The 18,687-nt window shown below is 59.3% G+C and carries 17 protein-coding genes; 8 read left to right on the forward strand and 9 right to left on the reverse strand.

The window, feature by feature from the left end:
- Nucleotides 1–337: 337 nt before the first annotated feature.
- From ACOSV0_RS22885 to ACOSV0_RS22900, 4 genes are all read left to right on the forward strand, one after another.
- Entirely contained in the window at nucleotides 338–931 is a 594-nt protein-coding gene (locus ACOSV0_RS22885; RefSeq protein WP_434113863.1) for an alpha/beta hydrolase family protein, read from the forward strand.
- 488 nt (nucleotides 932–1,419) lie between these two features.
- On the forward strand, nucleotides 1,420–1,839 hold the full coding sequence (locus ACOSV0_RS22890) for a lysozyme inhibitor LprI family protein (protein WP_434113866.1): 420 nt from the start codon (nucleotides 1,420–1,422) through the stop codon (nucleotides 1,837–1,839).
- Between the two features lie 364 nt (nucleotides 1,840–2,203).
- On the forward strand, nucleotides 2,204–2,956 hold the full coding sequence (locus ACOSV0_RS22895) for an AAA family ATPase (RefSeq protein WP_434113867.1): 753 nt from the start codon (nucleotides 2,204–2,206) through the stop codon (nucleotides 2,954–2,956).
- Between the two features lie 229 nt (nucleotides 2,957–3,185).
- Nucleotides 3,186–5,126, forward strand: a complete 1,941-nt coding sequence (locus ACOSV0_RS22900) for an SMP-30/gluconolactonase/LRE family protein (RefSeq protein ID WP_434113869.1) — start codon at nucleotides 3,186–3,188, stop codon at nucleotides 5,124–5,126.
- A gap of 121 nt (nucleotides 5,127–5,247) precedes the next feature.
- On the opposite strand, the gene ACOSV0_RS22905 is transcribed toward ACOSV0_RS22900, so the two are convergent.
- Entirely contained in the window at nucleotides 5,248–6,369 is a 1,122-nt protein-coding gene (locus ACOSV0_RS22905; RefSeq protein ID WP_434113871.1) for a hypothetical protein, read from the reverse strand.
- A gap of 389 nt (nucleotides 6,370–6,758) precedes the next feature.
- Entirely contained in the window at nucleotides 6,759–7,592 is an 834-nt protein-coding gene (locus tag ACOSV0_RS22910) for an oxidoreductase (RefSeq protein WP_434113873.1), read from the reverse strand.
- 165 nt (nucleotides 7,593–7,757) lie between these two features.
- On the opposite strand from ACOSV0_RS22910, the gene ACOSV0_RS22915 reads away from it, so the two are divergent.
- Nucleotides 7,758–8,669, forward strand: coding sequence for an AraC family transcriptional regulator N-terminal domain-containing protein (locus tag ACOSV0_RS22915; protein ID WP_434116075.1), 912 nt, complete (start codon nucleotides 7,758–7,760; stop codon nucleotides 8,667–8,669).
- A 41-nt stretch (nucleotides 8,670–8,710) separates the two neighbouring features.
- On the opposite strand, the gene ACOSV0_RS22920 is transcribed toward ACOSV0_RS22915, so the two are convergent.
- Nucleotides 8,711–9,094 carry a hypothetical protein gene (locus ACOSV0_RS22920; protein ID WP_434113876.1) on the reverse strand — a complete coding sequence of 128 codons (384 nt, stop codon included), beginning with the start codon at nucleotides 9,092–9,094 and terminating at the stop codon, nucleotides 8,711–8,713.
- A gap of 269 nt (nucleotides 9,095–9,363) precedes the next feature.
- On the opposite strand from ACOSV0_RS22920, the gene ACOSV0_RS22925 reads away from it, so the two are divergent.
- Nucleotides 9,364–9,771, forward strand: a complete 408-nt coding sequence (locus tag ACOSV0_RS22925; protein WP_434113878.1) for an ACT domain-containing protein — start codon at nucleotides 9,364–9,366, stop codon at nucleotides 9,769–9,771.
- 210 nt (nucleotides 9,772–9,981) lie between these two features.
- Here the strand turns inward: ACOSV0_RS22925 and ACOSV0_RS22930 are convergent, their stop codons facing one another.
- From ACOSV0_RS22930 to ACOSV0_RS22940, 3 genes are all read right to left on the reverse strand, one after another.
- Nucleotides 9,982–11,064, reverse strand: a complete 1,083-nt coding sequence (locus tag ACOSV0_RS22930; protein WP_434113880.1) for a CobW family GTP-binding protein — start codon at nucleotides 11,062–11,064, stop codon at nucleotides 9,982–9,984.
- 18 nt (nucleotides 11,065–11,082) lie between these two features.
- Nucleotides 11,083–12,042 (reverse strand): MBL fold metallo-hydrolase, encoded by a 960-nt coding sequence (locus ACOSV0_RS22935; protein ID WP_434116077.1) that lies wholly within the window; start codon nucleotides 12,040–12,042, stop codon nucleotides 11,083–11,085.
- Between the two features lie 93 nt (nucleotides 12,043–12,135).
- Complete coding sequence (locus ACOSV0_RS22940) at nucleotides 12,136–12,420, reverse strand: cupin domain-containing protein (protein ID WP_434113883.1); 285 nt, start codon at nucleotides 12,418–12,420, stop codon at nucleotides 12,136–12,138.
- 299 nt (nucleotides 12,421–12,719) lie between these two features.
- On the opposite strand from ACOSV0_RS22940, the gene ACOSV0_RS22945 reads away from it, so the two are divergent.
- Both ACOSV0_RS22945 and ACOSV0_RS22950 read left to right on the forward strand, forming a co-directional pair.
- Nucleotides 12,720–13,178, forward strand: a complete 459-nt coding sequence (locus tag ACOSV0_RS22945) for an MEKHLA domain-containing protein (protein WP_434113886.1) — start codon at nucleotides 12,720–12,722, stop codon at nucleotides 13,176–13,178.
- A gap of 230 nt (nucleotides 13,179–13,408) precedes the next feature.
- A complete protein-coding gene (locus ACOSV0_RS22950; RefSeq protein ID WP_434113889.1) occupies nucleotides 13,409–14,647 on the forward strand; it encodes an EAL and HDOD domain-containing protein in 1,239 nt (412 codons plus the stop codon).
- A gap of 10 nt (nucleotides 14,648–14,657) precedes the next feature.
- Here the strand turns inward: ACOSV0_RS22950 and ACOSV0_RS22955 are convergent, their stop codons facing one another.
- From ACOSV0_RS22955 to ACOSV0_RS22965, 3 genes are all read right to left on the reverse strand, one after another.
- The gene (locus tag ACOSV0_RS22955) at nucleotides 14,658–16,487 is read right to left on the reverse strand and encodes a PAS domain S-box protein (RefSeq protein WP_434113891.1); all 1,830 of its coding nucleotides are present in this window, start codon (nucleotides 16,485–16,487) and stop codon (nucleotides 14,658–14,660) included.
- Nucleotides 16,484–17,593, reverse strand: coding sequence for an ABC transporter substrate-binding protein (locus ACOSV0_RS22960; RefSeq protein WP_434113894.1), 1,110 nt, complete (start codon nucleotides 17,591–17,593; stop codon nucleotides 16,484–16,486). Before ACOSV0_RS22960 ends, ACOSV0_RS22955 begins: the two co-directional genes overlap by 4 nt.
- A 177-nt stretch (nucleotides 17,594–17,770) precedes the next feature.
- A complete protein-coding gene (locus ACOSV0_RS22965) occupies nucleotides 17,771–18,649 on the reverse strand; it encodes a LysR family transcriptional regulator (protein WP_434113896.1) in 879 nt (292 codons plus the stop codon).
- Nucleotides 18,650–18,687: the final 38 nt, after the last annotated feature.

Below are 18,687 nucleotides of genomic sequence, written 5' to 3' on the forward strand. Positions count from 1 at the left end.
GGCATTGACTTGCCTTCAGAAGGCTCTATCCAATCCGCCGACGGGTTAGCCCGGGGACATTACGCGGATCCGGCTCGTCTGGTGGGTGTTTGCTAGGTATGCTCCGACGCATTATCCACATGAAATGTCGTTTTGTATTCGTGTCTAATGTTGGGCGACAATACGTGTGCGCATCTTTTCCCGGTAGGCGAAGCGGTTGTTCGTCGGACGGGCTGGGCGATTATTTCGTGATACGTCTTGTAAGAGTAGGATGTGCAGGCTACTCAGCCGCTCTGTATCGAAAAGTAATTGCCCGGATGTATCACCAAGTAATTGATCGTGACACCGCGCGTTCGAGATGTCCGAGTTCGTCGAGCGTCCGACCGACATAAAACGTTTGATAGATTACATGCTGACGCGTGCGCCAGACGCGACCAGAATTGACCCGGAACGGATAGGCTTCTTTGGTTTTTCGCGCGGCGGCTACACGGGGCTCGTGCTGGCCGGCGGTACCCCGGATTTTCTGAATGTCCCATGCCCGGATCCGAAATTTCCAATTTGCGAACAGGTCCGGCGCAAAGAGGTCCCCAAGGAGCCGCTAACTCATGACGCACGGATCAAAGCTTATGTATTAGCGGATCCTTTCAACGTATTTCCAACGCCCCGCAGTTTGAAAAACGTGAAAGCACCGATCCAGCTTTGGGCTTCTCAGTTCGGCGGTGATGGCGTGCTGCCTGAAACCATTCCTGCTCTTGCCAATGCACTTCCCAATCGTCCTGAATTTCACCTCGTCCCAGGTTCAGCGCATTTCGCGTTTCTCGCTCCATGCTCCCCGCAATTAAAAAATGCTGCGCCCGAGATCTGTACCGATGCAAACGGATTCGATCGCGTTGCCTTTCACAAAGAGCTTAATGCAAGCGCACTTGAGTTCTTCAAAATGAACGTGCGGTAAGCACGCGATGGCAATGGCGACGGTCGGATGAGGGGAGCGCGATAGGTAGAAACGGGTCGAGAGTAAAACGATAGCGGGTTGATCGTCCATGGACGTCCTGACACCGTAATTTACGTTATTCTTCCGCTAAATTACAAACCGTATATCCGGATTGTGGCAATGATAAGCTCGATTCTGACTTGAGCCTGGTGGCGCCGACTCAAGCGCTTTGAACAGGATGCAACGATCGATCTCACTATCCACGATAACCATCGCCGGGTTGCACCAACCAGACTTTTGTTTCGGGCATGGTTTCGGCACGGTGTCTGGCGTTTGAGGAGTCGTCTGCATGACAACGTGTCATTAGCTTCTCTCGGTTCTTAAGTACTCTGTATTCCATAATATTTTTTGACCAAAAATTTGATCGGGGATCTTTCATGTTTTCACTAAGAGTCAGACGTCATCGCCCTAACTTTTCTCGCTGCGCGACACGAGTGGCAGGTTCAGTCGTGGCCGTACTTGCGCTGTCCGCCGCCGGGTATGCACAAGCTGCCAGTTTCCCGTGCCGTCATGACCAATCCAGCTCTGAAAAGCTGATCTGCCAGGATCCGGAACTATCGTCGCTCGACGACAAGCTCGCGGCACTCTACATTCACGCCAAAGATCTCGCGCTGGACCGCGATGCGCTCGAGGCCGACCGCATCAACCAATGGGTGTGGCGGCAACGCCATTGCACGGACAAGGCATGCGTGACTAACTGGTACGCGCGCCGGATTGCCGAACTTGAGGCCGACGTCCAGCAGGGACAGAAGGCACAGGCTCTTTCGCTCAAAACGAATCTGGATGCCCAAGGTCTTCCGCCGGATGCCCAGCAAGCCGTAGTTGAAATCAAGAGAGTGCAAGCGCCCTCAAAAGCGAACAACCAATAAGTGGTGCTCGCGCGAAGAGGCGATTGCCTCTGCAAGAGCTCGTCACAAATGTGAGTCGGGGGAAAGGCCATGCTAAGTGTCTTTCTGGTTGTGGCGCCGGTCGCAATTCTGGGTCTTTTTGGAATCGCATCGAAGATCGACCCGGAGACGGGCCGCTGGCAAACGCGCCGCAGCGCCAAACGGAATCTGCTTAATCGCAGTTAGAGTCTGATCTCTCTGGCGGGGACGTGACGGCGTCGACGATACGATAGGCTTTCCACTAGCGCCCAACTCGCGCGTCTCGTTGGACGCGACCGCGTCGCCGTCGCCTTTCGCGTTCCGCCACGTGATCTAAAATGCGATCAACCCTCCCGGTGCGATCGCAATGATTTCTACTCAATACATCAGTCGGATTTCCCTTCTGCGGGAGAAAGTCGAGTCTTTCGATCGCTATCCCTTTTCTTTGCCTGCGGTTCGAACATTCGACTCGCTAGTCCCGCATCCCAAGGTGACATTCCTGATCGGTGAAAACGGCTCGGGCAAATCAACGCTGCTGGAGGCAATCGCGGTTTCGATGGGGTTCAACCCGGAGGGCGGGACAAAGAATTTCAACTTCGGAACGCGAACCTCGCATTCGAACCTTGCGGGATATCTGCGGATAGCCAAGGGCGTGAAACGCCCTAAAGATGGATTTTTCCTTAGAGCAGAAAGTTTCTTCAACGTCGCCACTGAGATCGAACATCTCGATGAGGAGCCCGGGCTTGGGGCGCCAATCATCGGCTCCTATGGCGGCCGTTCCCTGCATGAACAATCTCATGGAGAGTCGTTTATGGCGCTCCTGATGAACAGGTTCGGCGGCAAAGGACTCTATCTGCTTGATGAGCCCGAGGCTGCTCTGTCACCGCAGCGTCAACTGGCGGCTCTCGCGAGAATCCACGATCTCGCCGTCGATGATTCGCAGTTTCTCATCGCCACGCACTCGCCCATCCTGATGGCCTATCCCGAAGCAACGATATATCAGTTTGACGCGGATGGCGTGTCGCAAGTGGCATACGAAGAAACTGAGCACTATCAGGTGATGCGCTCCTTTCTGATGGACCCAAAACGCATGCTGCGCAATTTGTTAGGAAGCGAGTAGAAAGTACCGACAAAGTCGAACCCGTGTCGGGCAAATTGAGTGAGCGGCGCGCCCTTCAACGAATGACATCGATCGAGAAAAACAAGGGGCTAAATTAGATCGACGTTGCGACTTGTAAAGGCGCAGCGAGTTGCCTATGTTCATACGTGGGTCACCGATCGCGGCGTTCAGGAAATCTGGCTGGCCGACCATTCACGTGAATGACACAACATTCAGGAGCGCATCAGTCATGGTCGACAAAACACGAATTCATGCTGTGCTCCTCGCCGCGGCGATCGCTACGATTGCCACGATTGCGCCGGCTTGTCAGGCGGAGAACACTACCGACTGGCTGGCGAACACCTATGGCACCCTCGCCGCTCACGTGGGTAACACCGCGCGTTCCATGTGGGTCGCGCCGGAGGGCGTTATCTATACGGCATCGATGTGGGACGAGTACGAGGGTGGCGTCGCAATCTACCAGAACGGCAAGAGTCTCGGCTCGATCGGCGCGCACGGCGAATTTCAGGGCAGCGCGATCACGGGTAATGCGACGTCGATCTTCGTGGCATTGCAGCCCGGCGGGACGTACGGAAGCGGCGCGGTGGGACGGTACAACCGCACCACCAAAACTCGCGATCTTTTGATTCAGGTGAGTGCGGTGAGCAACCAGCCTCGGATCGACGTCGTCACCGGACTCGCCACCGCGGGCTCGTTCCTCTATGCGAGCGACTTCTATGGCAATCGCGTCCGCATCTTCACTACCGACGGCGTCTGGAAGCGGGACATCAACATCACGGGCCCGGGCGCGCTCGCCGTGGATGGCGCAGGCAACGTCTGGGTCGCACAGAAGAGTGAGGGTTCGATCGTCGGGTTCAGTCCAACCGGCGCCTTGTTGAACACCATCCGGATGCCCAGTGGGTCGCAGCCGTCGGCGCTCTATTTCGATGCGTCGTCGGGGCAGCTCGTAGCAGGGGACGAAGGCCCCGACATGAACATCAAGCGCTACACGCTCTCGGGCACACCGACGCTGGCGGGTACATTCGGCATTCAAGGCGGTTATCTCGACACCACGACGGGGATCAAAGGCCAGGTTGGCGCGAAGCGCTTCACCCGTGTCAAGGGCATCGGCAAGGACACCGCAGGCAACCTCTATGTGCTCAACAACCCGTGGGGTGGCAGCTGGGACCTCGGCCGCGACGGCGGCACCGACATTCACGCGTACAACAGCGCCGGCAACTTGCGGTGGACGCTTCAGTCCCTCAACTTCGAGGGCATCGCCGCCCCGGACCCGGCCACGGACGGCGCTTCATTCTATGGCGGAACCAACATCTACACGGGCACCGCCGGAGGCACCTTCGTCGCGAACACCGTCGATCCGTTCGCCTACCCGTCGGACCCGCGCATTAATATCAACGATCGCGCACGGGATGAGCACTTCAGTCAACTTGCCGCTGTCGGCGCCAACCGGATCCTCGTGGCGTTCAGCCAGAATCCCGATACGTTTTACTTCTTTCACTTCAATGCCGCGAATGGCTACATTGCAATACCGGATGCCACGCTTCCCGGTGCAGCGTTCAAGACGGCCGCGCTGGTCAGAGACGGATTCTGCATCGACAGCAAAGGGGGCGTGTGGGCCGGGCTGGACAAGACGGGTTATATCTACCACTACCCGCTGACCGGCTTCGACGCCAGCGGCAAGCCAACATGGGGACCCGGTGTCCCCATCCGCATTCCCGCGAGCATTCAGCCGTTGACACGCATCGTCTACCTCGCGGACAGCGACACCATGATTCTCGCGCAGGGCATAGTCGGGAGTACGGACTGGACGTCGATAGGCACGCGGATCGAGGTGTATCACGGCTGGAGCGCGGGCAACACCACGGCGCCCAATCCGGTGATCAAGCTTACGCATGCCGGCGCCAAGTCGATAGACGCTGCCGGCAACTATCTCTTCGTCGGCTACTGGTTCGGCAGCGGGCAAGCTTTGCCGAACATCGACGCCTTCAATCTCGCTACAGGCAACCTCGACACCACGCTCGTCAACACCAGTCCCAGTACTGTGGACGCCAGCAGCGCCATCGATTCGATGTACGGCATCAGGGCATACCATCGATCGACGGGCGAGTACGTGGTCACGAAGAACAACGTCAAGGGGTCCAGCATCACCGTTTATCGCTGGACGCCCTGATCGTATGTTTCGTTCATCAGAGAGTTTGACCCTACCGCTTTATGCGTTGCAGAGCGTACTCACGAGTGAACGGCTGCGTTGGTGGGTACGCTCATCCAACCTCTGACCCACATCGGAAAGATTAGTGGGTCGAGAACACGGAGATGCCCCCGTTGGGGAATCCTGCCGCGCCGGACTGAAACGGCACATACACTTGCCCGAGCGTGCTGTCGATGGCGACAGAATGCGCCCCTGTACCCACCGGAATCTTGAAGAGCAATTGCCTTGACGCGCCGTCGATTACGCCCATTTGCGGGCTGAACCCTGAAGCCGCAGCGGTACCGCTCGTGACGTAGTGCCGGGCCGGCAGGAAATAGCGGTTGGAGGCCGGATCGTAACTGACCTGGTCCACCCCGCCAAATGGCAGGCTGGCTTGAATTGCGCCGCTCGTGCGATCGAGGATCAGCGTGATGAGCGGGTCACCGGCCGGCGGATCGCATCCAATGAGCACGTCGTTATTCGGGCCGAGCACGATCCCCGCCGGTCCGCACTTCCCTAACGGAAACGACTTGCTGACAGAAGGACTTCCCGCCGCCGCGGAACTGGCGGTGATGACGTCGAGCTCGCCATCGGGATTGGCAGAAGTCCCGTCATTGTTGATCAAAAAGCTCTTCGAGGCATGATCATATGTGCATGCTTCGAGTCCCGACGAACCGTTGAAAGGAAGCTTCGCCACCGCCGTTTGTGTGAGCGTGGAAATCAGCGTGACGAACGGGGGCGTGTCTCCGGGGCTTGCGAACATCACAAGATGGTCGTCAGGATCGTAGCAACCCTCGTCGACGCGCGATCCGGAGTTACTGATGACGATCGTGTTGACCGTCTTTTGTGCAGCGGTATCGATTACCTTCACTGAGTCGACGTCGCCGACATAGATCGTGTTCGTGCCGGTAATCCCTACAATTCCATCGGGTCCGGACTCGTCTGTCGTGGCGCCTGCGCCGATGAATGGCCCCGGAATCTGTGCGATCAACGTGTTCGATTTGGTGTTCACGACATCGACTGCCTTGTTATTGCGGTCGGCGAGAAAGTACTGGCCGGCCTCGACGTAGCCGATATCGAAACTGAATGCCGGGCTCGAAGCATTGGGAACAGCGATGTTAGTCAGTAGCTTTGGCGGTGTCGGTCCGCTGACGTTATCTCCACCTCCGCAGCCGGCCAATGCTGTTACCGCGACCAACATCAAGGTCATCATGCGCTTTTCCATCGATTCGTCTCCTTTCTGTTTATTGGCTTGATCGTCGTCCATGGATCGGCCTGAATGCTGAAACCTGTCTCACTCGTGAACAATGACGATCAACGAACCATTTCTTAAGGAATCTTAAGAAATGGTTGTCTGAAGAGATAGCCACATTTCCCATGAATGCGGTTGTGCAGCGCATGAATTGTGGCTATAGGCTGGTTGCCTGGCTCACACAATGGCGGCGTGAGGAAGAATCGGAAAGTAAAACTTATTTATGGTCTGCATTACGTGGACGCTATACCCGTAATGAATCTGAAGCTTCCGTGGAGCTTCGCAAGGAGATATCCTCTTCGGATATCTCTTGCTCGTCCGACTCGGTCTATTGCTAATGAGCTGCTTCACAGCGTTCGCACTCACCCATCCGTCGAGCGGGTAACAGCTTCCCACGCGTCAAATTCCGCACTGAGTGTCGATAGCTTTTCCCGGACCAAACCGAGCGCATCACTTCCGAGCAGAAGATGCGATGGCGGTTCGTCGCTCCCGATAACGGACAACATGGCACGCGCAGCTTTCACCGGATCTCCGAGCTGCCTGCCGCTTTTCTCTTCCCGTCCTTTTCTGATTGGATCGAACAGGGAATCGTAGTCCGGGATCGAGCGCGGCGTTCGAACCATCGAACGACCGGCCCACTCAGTGCGAAAAGATCCAGGTGCTACTGCGGTCACGTGGATGCCGAACGGTTTGACTTCTTTGCCGAGGACCTCGGAGATTCCCTCTAGTGCGAATTTACTGCCGCAGTAGTAGGCGATTCCCGGCATGGTGATAAAGCCGCCCATCGAGGTGATGTTGAGAATATGTCCGCGTCGCCGCTCGCGCATATACGGCAGCACGCCCTTCATGACGGCAACCGCACCGAACACGTTCACGTCGAATTGCCGGCGCATTTCAGCAAGCGGCGACTCTTCCATGATGCCCTCGTGACCGTAACCGGCGTTATTGACCAGCACGTCCAGCGGCCCGACGCTTGCTTCAATTCCGGCCACGACATGTTCGACAGATTCAAAGTCGGTAACGTCGAGTACGCGACCGAACGCACGAGCTGAGTTCAGCGCCTCGAACGTCTGTTTTGCCTGCTCGCTTCGTACTGTGCCGACGACCCGATACCCTGCAGCGAGCGCTTCTTCTGCCAGTGCGCGTCCGAAGCCGCTACTGACGCCCGTGATTAGCATGGTTTTGATTGATGGCATGAAAACACTCCTGGGCTGGTTTGAAGGGTTGAATGTTATTCTGAATAACCCCTTCAAATCAGACCCAATTTTCTGTCTTTATTGCCTATTTCTATGAGCAAAGTGAACCACGCGAAAGGCAATGACCCAAGTGTTTCCTCTGCCCGCACACGGGAACAGCGCCGGATGGTCTCCTTGATTACTGCGCTGGCTCCGCAGGAAGGCTACAACCTGACTGCGTTGCGCGACGTGCGTATCCTGCGCTCGGACCGGGCGCTGTCTCGCACGCCGGTGCTATACGATCCCGGCATCGTGATCGTCTGCCAGGGTACAAAGCGGGGATTTTTTGGTGATCAGGTTTATGTGTATGACGAGCAGCACTATCTGGCTGTTGCGGTGCCGGTCCCCTTCACGATGGAGACCGATGCGACGCCCGAGTGTCCGCTGCTGGCCCTGTACCTGCATCTGGACTTTCAGGTTGCGGCCGAGCTCATGATTCAGATAGACCGTCTTGGTTTGCCGTCGTCGGGCGAGGTGCCGCAGACCATGATGTCGAGTCCAATGGATGCGTCGATGCGAGCGTCTGTACTGCGCTTTCTGGAGGCGATGAGCCGGCCGCTTGACGCCGCAATCCTTGGTCCGGGACTGGTGCGCGAATTGTATTTCCGCGTTCTTACCGGCGCACAAGGCAACGCAATGCGTGCGGCTTTAGCGATGCAAGGGCAATTTGGAAAGATCGGGAAAGCGTTGGAGCGTATCCATGCGACCTATGCAGAGCCGCTAGATCTTCCAGGCCTGGCAAACCAGGCCGGGATGAGCGTTCCTACGTTCCATAGCCACTTCAAGGCCGTCACGAGTACGTCGCCGATGCAGTACGTGAAATCTACCCGATTGCATCAGGCTCGCTTGCTGATGATGCGTCAGGGTATGACTGCTGAGGCGGCGTGTCATGCCGTCGGCTATGCCAGCTCCTCTCAATTCAATCGGGAATTCAAGCGGCTCTTTGGCCTGACGCCCGCTGCCGAGACAAAACGCCTTCGCGAGAGCTTCGCGCTGCCTCCAGCCTTTCCAGAGTCAAAGTTCGTCTCGTCGCATTGAGAGGCAGGGGGCTGCGAGTGGGCAGCACGAAGCATCCGGCGTCAAAGCGTGTTTTGAACCGGATGCAGCGCAACGGAGGAGACGGGATCATCTTGTGCGCGCCGGGCAGCGCGCATCTCGCGAAGGTGTCGAACCGCCGTTCGTGCGGCTATTACCGCACCGGCTAACCGCGCGATGGAACCCGCGGTGAAGACGAGGAACAGCACGCCGACAAGCAGCGCATACGCGGTGACGGACATGACGGCATAGCGAGTATTTTCGTCGTCGCTGTGCGCCGCCCATACATCGGGCAGATGGAGCAGGACGAACCCAGCCCCCGCAGCGAGCGATACCCATAGCAGAAACACGGCGCTGGAAAAGAGAAAGAGGCAAAGGCTGCGGATGGCCTTACCCGCGACGCAAATATAGGTCATGATCGACTCCAAGACAGGGTCTGCCCGGCATAGTTACCGGTGCAACCGGCCCCGATGTCTTGATTACGGCAACCAGAATGCCTGGCTTGATGCCGAACAGCCGCTTCAAATGCAACGAGCAGGCGGCGCGCACCACTAGCACCCTTACGTACCATTTCGATTAAACACATTTCCTGCTAGCCTGAAGTTTTGGGGACGGACAGGCTCGTTACTACGTCATCCGGTCCCTCCAGACGCGACGAAGCCTGAATGACCTAGGGCGTTACTGAACAGGAGATTAAATGTCCCCAGTTTCCGATCTTTCGGTGTTGTTAAAAACGTTGGAGCCGGTGCTTAACCCGGGCGTGTTTGTGTTTGCTTCGGTCGAGGACGGTTATGCCATTGACCCGGCTGTCATCGTTGCATCCATCCGGGAGCCGGAGGGGTTGTCGGTCATTACGAGTGAGGCGGATGCGGCGACCAGCGGTTTGAAGGCGTTGTTCAAATGCGCCTGGATTACGTTGACCGTGAATTCAGCCCTGGATGCGGTGGGGTTGACCGCGGCATTTGCCAGTGCATTGGGTGATGCCGGCATCAGCTGTAACGTGGTGGCGGGCGCGTACCACGATCATATTTTTGTTCCTCTCGAATCGGCACAGATGGCGATGCAGGTACTTCATAAATTGCAGACGGATGGAGGTGACCTGTAATAACTCGTAAGTAGTGTTCAGCTTTCGGATTGAGAATAAAGAGGGTTAGCCCCAAGTTGGGCTCCAATTATCGCGCTCCCTCTCAACGTGATGTGCGCTGCCGCACCACAGCTTTTCACTGCACTGCCGAGGCAATTTGGATCAATGTGAACGCAGCGCCAGACCGGCGTCGGAGCAGAGTAGGGTTCGATCCGGCGCGATCGTCGTCAATCAACCTCTCGATAGTAGCGGTTGATTCGAGACCTGGCGTTCATTTACCGCACCCCCTCCCGCCACTTCCTCCACCCCGGCTTCGCGCAGAAAATGCGCAATCGTCTCCTCGATCACCAACCTGTCGAGGCCCTGCACAATAAACACAAGCCGCGTCGAATGATCCTCATCAGGCCACGCTTCAAGACGCAACGGTTCGTGCAGCAACTGCTGCACGCCGTGGAACACAACCGGCCGCGATTCGCCGATGAAATTGCCGATCCCCTTAACCCGTAAGATGTGCTCGCCGTGATAGCCGAGCAGTACCGTCAGCGCGGTTTCGAATGCCTGCATCGGCAATGGCTGCGAGTAAGCCAGGCAGAAACTGTCGATGTCCGGATGGCCCGCGCGTGACGCCGTCGCGCCACGCATCAGCAATTTGCGCGGCGCAGGTTCGGCGCGCAACCAGGGGCGCAAGGCGCGCGGTGTCAGGATGTCGAGCAGCTGTTGTGCGTCGATCTCGCCGTTACGCACCGAGATGCGCGGTGCACCCGGATTCAACGCCTCAAGCGACGCCTCGAGTTCGGCAAGCGCGGGTGCATCGACGAGTTCAGCTTTGGTCAGCAGCAGCCGGTCCGCGACAGCCACCTGCTGACGCGATTCCTCGTGCCGTGCAAGCTGCGCGGCGCCGTGTTTCGCATCCACGGTCGTCACGATACCGTCGAGTTGCACACGGCCTTCAAGCGCCGGGTCACCCAGCAGCAACGAGATCACCGGACCAGGCCGCGCAAGCCCCGTGGTCTCGATCAGAATCCGCTCGAAGGCGGGAATCTCGCCGCGCGTACGGCGCTCCAGCAGATCGGCCACGGTCGCAGCCAGTTCGTCGCGCACGCCGCAACACAGGCAGCCGTTTTCCAGCAGCGCGATGGTTTCGTCGCGCGAGGTGCTGACGAACAGATGATCGAGACCGATCGCGCCCAGTTCATTGATCACCACCGCACAACGCCCCAGCGCCGGTTGCGGCAGCAGGCGATTGAGCAACGTGGTCTTGCCCGAACCGAGAAAGCCCGTCAGCAACGTCAGGGGAATCGCGGCGGATTGCATGGTGGCGTGTCCTGACACTCAGATAACCTGCAGGTCTTTGCCGACGATAATCTGCCCGTCGAAATGCTTGCGTGCATCGGCGGCCCACATCTCGTCGGTAATCGCGGGATCGCCGCCCGGCACGAAATGGCTCAGCACCAGCGTCTTGACACCCGCCGCCGCGGCGATCTTGCCGACCTGCTCCGTGCTGGTGTGGCTCTTCATGAGGTGATCGAGGAGGGTCGGCGCGTTGTCGACGGTCTTCATCAGCTTTTCGAGCGCGGGCAGGTACATCACTTCATGCACCAGCACGTCAGCGCCTTTCGCAAACTCGGCCAGCGCCGGGTAGTAAGTCGTGTCGCCGGAGAAGACGACGGTGCGATCCTTCGTTTCGAAACGGTAAGCGAAGGCCGGCTTGATCGTGTAATGGTCGACCAGAGTCGCGGTGACGCGTACGCGGTCGTCTTCCATCACGAGGCGCGGGCCGTCGAATTCATGGATGTTGATCAGTGGCCGGAACGGCGGGCGGCCTTCTTCGCGCATCCGCACGTCGAGGTCGATCGCGTTCATGTCGACAAAGTCGTCGATCATCTTTGTCATGCGCGGCGGTCCGTACAGATTGACGGGCGTGTGCAGGCCGGTGGCCCAGGCGAGGAACACGAGGTTGCCGAGGTCGGCGTTGTGATCCGAATGATGGTGGGTCAGGAAGATGTCACGGATGCCCGGCAGCTTGATGCCCGCTTTGGTCAATTGCAGCGCGACGCCATTGCCGCAATCGACCACGTAGGGCTGACCGTCGACTACCAGCACGTTCGCCGGCGCCGCGCGCAGGTCGGACGGCGTCGGGCCGCCCTTGGTGCCGAGCAGGATCAACTGCGTGCCTTTTGCCGAATGTCCTGCGGTGGGCGCCGTGGTTGCGGAGCTGGCGGGTGACTGCGCGTGGGCGTCCTGCATCCACGGTAGCGCTGCGGTGGTGCCTGCTGTAACGGCAATACGCATGAAATCGCGGCGGGAGCGTCCGAACGGCTGATCACTCATGAATCTGTTTCTCCTGATATTTTTGGGCTGGGGTGGATGCTATACCGCGCTGCTTCAGCGAATCTCCACCTCGATAAATACTACCTCGTGACCGCTCGCGTTGACGACGTTGTGCTCCACGCCCTTCAACCCAGCGTAACTGCGCCCGGCGTGCAATTGCGATTCCCGGTTGCCTTGCGCCGTCTCGAGGAGAAGCTGGCCGTCCGTCTGCGGTACCACGACATAATCATGCCCATGAACATGCCAGCCGGTCTCGGCGCCAGGTGCGAATCGCCACTCGGTGACGATCACGCGGTCGTTGAATACCTGCTGCGTGGGAACTGCCTGCGGACGATCCATGAGAATTTCCTCAGCGAAGTGAGCGACGATGCTCGTCGGGTATCCCGTCGCGTCGCATCGATAGATGCGCTGTTACTTCCTGATGGCGCTCCACCGTGCGTCGACAAGCTTTCGGGTTCAATACAGCTTCAATACATCGATTAATCATTCTGAAGGCGAAGCCCTTCGTTTGACATGCACAGTGTTCCTGCTCTTGCCAACACAGTTGCATTCACAACTGGAAACCTTCACCGCCGATGCTGTATCGTGAACGCCTTCACCGTCGCACAGATCCCACGATCTCCGTCGAAATGTCCCAGATGATCCCACTTCACCGCGATCCGGCTTTCTATCAGCTCCTTGCCGACAGCTATGCCCGGCTACTTGGCCGGCCTCTGGTGCAGCAGGCTATGCCCGTGGCCGAAGCTGCCGAGTGGCTCTATGAGCGTGCCCCATTCGCGGTACTCGCGCACAACACCGATGCCGACCCGCTCTTCATTTACGGTAACAAGGCCGCGCAGCGCCGCTTCGGATATAGCTGGGACGAAATCATTCGGTTGCCGTCCCGACTCTCGGCCGAGGCCCCGAATCGCGAGGAGCGGCAGCAATTCCTTGCACGCGTACAGCGGCTCGGCTACGAGGCGGGCTACCGGGGCGTGCGTGTCACCAAGTCGGGCCAGCGCTTCATGATCGACGAAGCCACACTGTGGCAGCTTCTCGACGCGGACGGCAAACTGCATGGCCAGGCGGTTGTCATCCCGCGCACGCACGACCTCTGATCGTGCATATCGATCTGGGACGGGCAGCAGTTGCTGCTTGAAAACAGTCGTTTCGAAGATGGTAGTCTGAGCGGCGGTTGCGGGTCGACTACGGATGTTTGCCATCGGACCAGGTTCGGCCGCACGAGTCCTTCGGACAGGAACGCTGGAATCGTTGACAATCGCGTGTCGAGGTTCGATCCTCAGTGCGTCGTCGTATCTATTGTTAGGCTTTCCAGCCAGAGGTGGTCGTGAACAGCGTTTCAGGTGAGGCCGTCGCATCGAGCGATGCCGACGTATTTGTGGCACGTCAACCCATCATGGATCGGGCTGGCCGCGTTGTCGCATACGAGCTTCTTTTCAGGGACGGTCCCGCCGGGGGAGCGCGGATCGGGGACGAACTGCGCTGTACGACGGCGGTGATTGAACGCGCCGTGGGCTCGATCGGTCTCGAGCGGCTTGCCGGGAACAAGGCCTGCTTCCTGAACTGCCCACGTGATTTTCTGTTTTCGGACTACCCGTATGTGCTGCCGGCGTCACGTTTCGTTCTGGAGATTCTGGAGTCTGTCGAGCTGACATCGGACCTCTCGCGACGGTGCAGCGAGTTGCGAGGAGCGGGTTTCCAGATCGCGCTGGACGACGTCAGGAGCATGACTGACGAGATCCGATGGTTTCTTCCTGCCGTCGACATCGTCAAGATCGACTGGCCGTTTGTTGACCGTGCGGCGTTACCGGAGCTGGTCAGTCAGTTCAAGCGTGCGGGCAAGGTCGTGCTTGCCGAGAAAGTCGAAAATGCAGAGGACGCGGAGCATGCCCGGCAATTGGGTTGCGATCTGCTGCAGGGCTATTATTTCGCCAAACCGCAGATTCTTTCAGGCAAGCGCGCGATGCCGCCGGTCAAGGCGATTCTTCACGTGTTCGACCTGGTCGGCAGCGACGCGCCCCTGGGAAGTATTGCGCGAGCGCTAAAAGAGACGCCAATGCTGGTTGCCCAACTGTTACGGCTTGCAAACAGCAGCGAGCAGCATAGCGGCAAAACGGAGCGCATTTCATCGCTCAAGCAGGCGCTCTCGATAGCCGGTAGCCGCCGGCTTTTGCATTGGTGCGGACTTCTGCTTTACGTCGGCCGGGAAGGGTTTCCAGTCGAAGATGATCCGCTCGTGCTGCTTGCGCAACGACGGGCGCATTTCATGGAAGAGACCATCGACGCGATGCCGGACGGATCGCGCTCGCTGGCGGCGGCAGCCTATCTGACGGGCATGCTGTCGCTGCTACACGTTGCGTATCACATGGAACTGCACAGCTTCGTCGACGAGCTGCCCGTTTCCGATTTCATCCGGATGGCTATTCTCAACGGCGGCGGCGTTCTCGGCGAATTGCTGGTGATCGCGGCGTTGCTTGAACTGGGCGAAGTGGACGAGGCGACGGTGAGACTCCAACGGCTGGCGGTTTCTCCCGCAGAGGTTCGGAAGATCGTCCAGTGCTACTGACCGTGGCATTTCACGCTACGGGCTGCTGATTAACGGCGTCATCGCGAACGAAAAGACGCACGACAGAGCCAGAATTGGGCGCGCTCTCGATGAGCAGCTTTGCATCGATCAGCCTCGCGCGCTCGGCCATGCCTTGCAGGCCGTATGAGTATCCGGCCCGTGCGGTAACCATATCAAAGCCTTTGCCGTCGTCGCCGATGGTCAACTCGACGCCCGCTTCGGTGTTGGCGAGCGTCACATCGACGCGCGATGCACCGGCATGACGGGCCACGTTGGTCAGCGACTCCTGCACGATACGGAATAGCGCTGTCGCACGGAAATCCGAGAAAGTCGGTTCGGGACCCGTGACATTGAAGTGGCACGGAATGTGAGTGTGGCGGGTGAAATCCTCCGCGAGCCATTCCAGCGCGGAGGCGAGGCCGAAATTCAGTGCGACCGGCCGAAGGTGACTGGCCACGTTGCGCACGATCTTGATGGTTTGCTCAACCAGATCGCGCATCTGCTCGGCTTTTTGCATGGCGGCGGAACCCGCCGTCAGTTGCATTCTCAGCAACGACAGGTCCATTTTCAACGCGGTCAGCAACTGGCCGAGCTCGTCGTGAACTTCCATCGCGATGTGCTTCCTTTCCTCCTCGCGAATGGCTTCCAGATGCGCGGACAACTGCTGCAACTGTTCGCGCGACGCCAGCAGTTCCAGTTCGGCGCGTTTGCGCACCGCGACTTCCAGTTCGAGCTGGTCGCGATGGCGTCGCAGGCTTTCCACGGCATGCTTGCGGGCCGTCATGTCGGTCAGCAGGCCTTCAAGTCCCCTCACGCTGCCATCGTCGTCTGTCGCGCCACGTGCATTCAGTTGAACCCAGATCGGTATGCCGTCGAGACGCTGTAACTGCAGTTCGAGTCCCACGACCTCGCCCTGCATGCGCAGAATGTCGAACAGGGTTGCAATCTGCTCTGACGAGAACGGTGGTTTGTGGGCGGCGCTCGCCGCGGCACCGATAAGATCGGACACGTCGCGATAGCCGAGCAGTTGTGCCATTGCCGGATTGGCTTCATCCAGTTGCCCGTTCCGATCGAGCAGGAAGATACCCTCGAGGGCATTCTCGACGATGCTGCGGTATTTCCGTTCACTTGCGCGCAGACTCACCGTGGATTCCTGGAGGCGGTCGGCCATGACATTGACGCGCAAGCCGAGCCGGCCCAACTCATCGCCGGATTCAACCGTGCAGCGCGCATGAAGGTCGCCGCTCGCAATCCGGTCGACCATCTCCTCAAGGCGGTTGATCGGGCCGCGCACCATGCGCTTGAGCAGCAGGAAGGTCGCGGCGTAGAGCACGGCGACGACGGCCGCGATCATGGCGAGAATGGCCCGTCGGCCGTCGTTGATCGCCTGTTCTGCCACCGCCTTCGTGAGGACGACACGAACCTCGCCGATCTTTTCCCTCGGTGCATCGCCGGGTGGGGTGTATTCAATCGCCCTGACACGCACTACGCTGTCGCCCGGGCTCGGCTGAACGGTTTTCCCCGCGGTGGACACCGTACCGTAGCCCACTGCCGTGACTGTGAATTGGGCCACTTCGGGATTCGGTGCAAGCGCGGCAAGCTGGCCGTTGATTGCGCCAAGATCGATGTTCCACAACGGTTGAGCGAGCGATCGGCTGAACAGGTCGGCGATCCGGGTAGCGCGCTCTTCCAGTTCGGTGAGCCGGCGCTGCCGCTCGTGCGCGACCAGCACATACGCCGAGGTGCCGGCGACGATCGCGACAAGTACGACGAGCGCGAGCATCAGCTTGGTGTGCAAACTGGGCGAGCGTAGCGTAAGCCGTGGGGACAGACGCATCATGAAACCCTGGACGCAGTGTCCAGAAGATATTGCAGATTGAAGTCGTAGGGACCGGGGCGTGGAGATCGGGCTTTCGAGTACTGGCCAAAGTCGAGTATCGCTCCGCTCCGGAAAACAAGATCGGCGTAACGGGCGGCGTTCTCGCGGTGGATCACGGTCAGAAAGTCGAGCTTCTGACGCAGGCCGCCGTTCGCGGCAAAGTCGTTGCCCTGATTGTGATCGTGCAACAGGACCATCGCCCATGCGCCGATGAAATAGTCGCCTGCCATCATGGCGGCCAGACCGCCGTCGGCCACCCTGGCCAGTGCCTCCTGCAGCGCGCCCATGCCCCCCACCAGAACGCGCGCATTGCGCGCCCGGACGGCGTCCAGTGCTCCGAGCGCCATCGCGTCGTTGGCGGCCCAGATCACATTGGCATCCGGATACCGGGCGAGCAGCACGCGTGCTTTTTGATCGCTGTCGGCATAGCTCCAGTCGCTGAAGACCAGTTGGCAGGTGTGCGCATTCGAAGCATGAAACAGGAAATCGTCGACACCTGCCGCGCGCTCCAGCGAGACCGGCGTACTGGGGTCTCCCGTAATGCCGATCACCTGCGCCGAGTTATGCCCCAGTTGTTGATATAGAAACTGCATCAGCCGGTACCCGGCGCGCTCGGCGTTTGCCGTCACCGTGCCGATCCAGTTCGAAATCATTTCCCGTTCATTGCCGACCGCGTGACGCTGCTCAGGCGTCAGATCGTTGTGGATGAGCAGGACCTTGGCCGGCGAGCGCGCCAGTGTTCTGAGCATCTGCTGCGCGGCCATTTTTTCGTTGACGATGACGACGTAGTCCGGCGCGTCGGTGCGTCGTGCAACCTCTTCGGCCTGGCGCTGCATCAGCAGATGGTCGCGTTCCGCGTACAGCACTTCCAGTTGCATATCGAAGGTCTGCGCCGCCATCGCCATGAATCGGGAGACCAGTTGCCAATGCTGTCCCGTACCGCGTTGCACCGCTTCGCCAGGGTTGAGGAACACCACGCGCGGCGCACGCCTCTCGGCGAAAGCCCGTCCGGACGCGCAGGTCAGGCCGGCGTACGCGCAGGTGAGCAACGCTTGCCTACGATTCATAAGACGATTCACTCGATTGCCGCCAGGGCGCGCGGCTGCGCTTCGTGCGAGGATCGCGCTTACGCGACGGACACGGCAACGCACATTCTACGTGCCACGCCCGCGTTGGCAATATTCGCCCTGGGGTTGACTGGCTTGGGTGACGAAGGAATCAGGCGGGACATCGTGCCGGTTCCGTTACCCGGCCAGCGCCGCGAGCAACTGATTCTTGACGATCGCGGTGGCTAGCGGCTGCCGCCCGAATTCATACCAGGCAATGTGCCGGCGCCACGCCGTGCCCGGAAGCGACTTCACCGACAGCAACGGGTCCTCGTCCCAGGCGGCGTGCCGCAAACGCGGCACGATCGACACACCGATGTTCTGCCGCACCAAGTCGGCAATCGCCGCGATCGAGTTCATTTCCAGAATCGGGTTGACCTCGACGCGTAGCCGCCGAAGCACGCTCGCCACATGGGTGCCCGTCAGCGATGACGCTTCGAAGCCGATGAACGGATAACGCTTCAGCAGCGAGGCGACCGGTACATCCGCCGGGGCGATCGCCGGATTGGCCAGCAGCACCAGTGGCTCATCGTAAAGACGCTCCCACGACTCGGGTAGCGTGGTTGCCCGCGGTTCGCTGATGATCACCGCCGCGTCGATTTCCCCGGCGCGCACCTGGCGCTCCAGTTCACCGCTGTTGCCGTGCGTGAGGCGCACCTTCAGGCCGGGGTAGGAGACGCGCAGCCGGATCACATTGGCCGCCAGAAAACCCATCGACGACACCGTCGAGCCGATCGTGATCGAACCTTCAATGCTGAGTTCGTCGGCCACGCCGCGCAACAGCGAGTCGTACGCGGCCACCACCGTGCGCGCCTGCTGGATGATCGAGCGGCCGGCTTCGTTCAACTGGATGCTGCGCCCGCTGCGGTCGAACAACTGGCGCTGGCACACGCGTTCCAGCGTGCGCATCTGCGCGCCGACGGCGGCGTGCGTGAGCGCCATGCGATCGGCGGCGGCCGCCATCGTCCCATGTTTCTCGATGGCGAGAAACGTCCGCAGCATTCGAATTTCACTCATGCGGGATCTCCTCCAGGGCCTTCGGGACGTGCACGGAT

The sequence above is a fragment of the Paraburkholderia caffeinilytica genome (assembly GCF_051027425.1).
GTDB classification, from domain to species: Bacteria; Pseudomonadota; Gammaproteobacteria; order Burkholderiales; family Burkholderiaceae; genus Paraburkholderia; species Paraburkholderia caffeinilytica_A.

What these genes read in the sequence shown, in the direction of transcription:
- ACOSV0_RS22885 (WP_434113863.1), top strand. Translation starts at nt 338, where the DNA reads ATGTCCGAGTTCGTCGAGCGTCCGACCGACATAAAACGTTTGATAGAT.
- ACOSV0_RS22940 (WP_434113883.1), bottom strand. Translation starts at nt 12,420, where the DNA reads ATGGATCGTCCGCAGGCAGTTCCCACGCAGCAGGTATTCAACGACCGC.
- ACOSV0_RS22965 (WP_434113896.1), bottom strand. Translation starts at nt 18,649, where the DNA reads ATGAGTGAAATTCGAATGCTGCGGACGTTTCTCGCCATCGAGAAACAT.
- ACOSV0_RS22960 (WP_434113894.1), bottom strand. Translation starts at nt 17,593, where the DNA reads ATGAATCGTAGGCAAGCGTTGCTCACCTGCGCGTACGCCGGCCTGACC.
- ACOSV0_RS22915 (WP_434116075.1), top strand. Translation starts at nt 7,758, where the DNA reads ATGGTCTCCTTGATTACTGCGCTGGCTCCGCAGGAAGGCTACAACCTG.
- ACOSV0_RS22945 (WP_434113886.1), top strand. Translation starts at nt 12,720, where the DNA reads ATGATCCCACTTCACCGCGATCCGGCTTTCTATCAGCTCCTTGCCGAC.
- ACOSV0_RS22910 (WP_434113873.1), bottom strand. Translation starts at nt 7,592, where the DNA reads ATGCCATCAATCAAAACCATGCTAATCACGGGCGTCAGTAGCGGCTTC.
- ACOSV0_RS22935 (WP_434116077.1), bottom strand. Translation starts at nt 12,042, where the DNA reads ATGCGTATTGCCGTTACAGCAGGCACCACCGCAGCGCTACCGTGGATG.
- ACOSV0_RS22900 (WP_434113869.1), top strand. Translation starts at nt 3,186, where the DNA reads ATGGTCGACAAAACACGAATTCATGCTGTGCTCCTCGCCGCGGCGATC.
- ACOSV0_RS22955 (WP_434113891.1), bottom strand. Translation starts at nt 16,487, where the DNA reads ATGATGCGTCTGTCCCCACGGCTTACGCTACGCTCGCCCAGTTTGCAC.
- ACOSV0_RS22895 (WP_434113867.1), top strand. Translation starts at nt 2,204, where the DNA reads ATGATTTCTACTCAATACATCAGTCGGATTTCCCTTCTGCGGGAGAAA.
- ACOSV0_RS22930 (WP_434113880.1), bottom strand. Translation starts at nt 11,064, where the DNA reads ATGCAATCCGCCGCGATTCCCCTGACGTTGCTGACGGGCTTTCTCGGT.
- ACOSV0_RS22905 (WP_434113871.1), bottom strand. Translation starts at nt 6,369, where the DNA reads ATGGAAAAGCGCATGATGACCTTGATGTTGGTCGCGGTAACAGCATTG.
- ACOSV0_RS22925 (WP_434113878.1), top strand. Translation starts at nt 9,364, where the DNA reads ATGTCCCCAGTTTCCGATCTTTCGGTGTTGTTAAAAACGTTGGAGCCG.